A 762-nucleotide genomic window follows, 5' to 3' on the forward strand; every position below is an offset into this window, starting at 1 on the left:
GCGTAATAGCTCACTAGTCGAGTGACCCTGCGCCGAAAATGTACCGGGGCTAAAACATATTACCGAAGCTGTGGATACCTTTTAGGTATGGTAGGAGAGCGTTCTATGTGTGAAGAAGGTGTACCGTGAGGAGCGCTGGAACGCATAGAAGTGAGAATGCCGGTATGAGTAGCGAAAGACAGGTGAGAATCCTGTCCACCGTAAGACTAAGGTTTCCAGGGGAAGGCTCGTCCGCCCTGGGTTAGTCGGGACCTAAGGAGAGACCGAAAGGTGTATCCGATGGCCAACAGGTTGATATTCCTGTACTAGAGTATATAGTGAAGGAGGGACGCAGTAGGCTAACTAAAGCGTGCGATTGGAAGAGCACGTCTAAGCAGTGAGGTGTGATATGAGTCAAATGCTTATATCTATAACATTGAGCTGTGATGGGGAGCGAAGTTAAGTAGCGAAGTTAGTGATGTCACACTGCCAAGAAAAGCTTCTAGCGTTAATTATACTCTACCCGTACCGCAAACCGACACAGGTAGTCGAGGCGAGTAGCCTCAGGTGAGCGAGAGAACTCTCGTTAAGGAACTCGGCAAAATGGCCCCGTAACTTCGGGAGAAGGGGCGCTGGCTTAGAGTCAGCCGCAGTGAATAGGCCCAAGCAACTGTTTATCAAAAACACAGCTCTCTGCTAAATCGTAAGATGATGTATAGGGGGTGACGCCTGCCCGGTGCTGGAAGGTTAAGAGGAGTGGTTAGCTTCGGCGAAGCTACGAAT

Annotated in this window: 1 rRNA gene; it reads left to right on the plus strand. The window is 49.9% G+C overall.

Features of this window, described 5'->3' with window-relative positions:
• Positions 1 to 762: ribosomal RNA gene (locus EII23_RS12145) — 23S ribosomal RNA — on the plus strand; the annotation flags it as partial.

The organism is Desulfovibrio sp. OH1186_COT-070, assembly GCF_003860215.1.
Taxonomy (GTDB): domain Bacteria; phylum Desulfobacterota; class Desulfovibrionia; order Desulfovibrionales; family Desulfovibrionaceae; genus Desulfovibrio.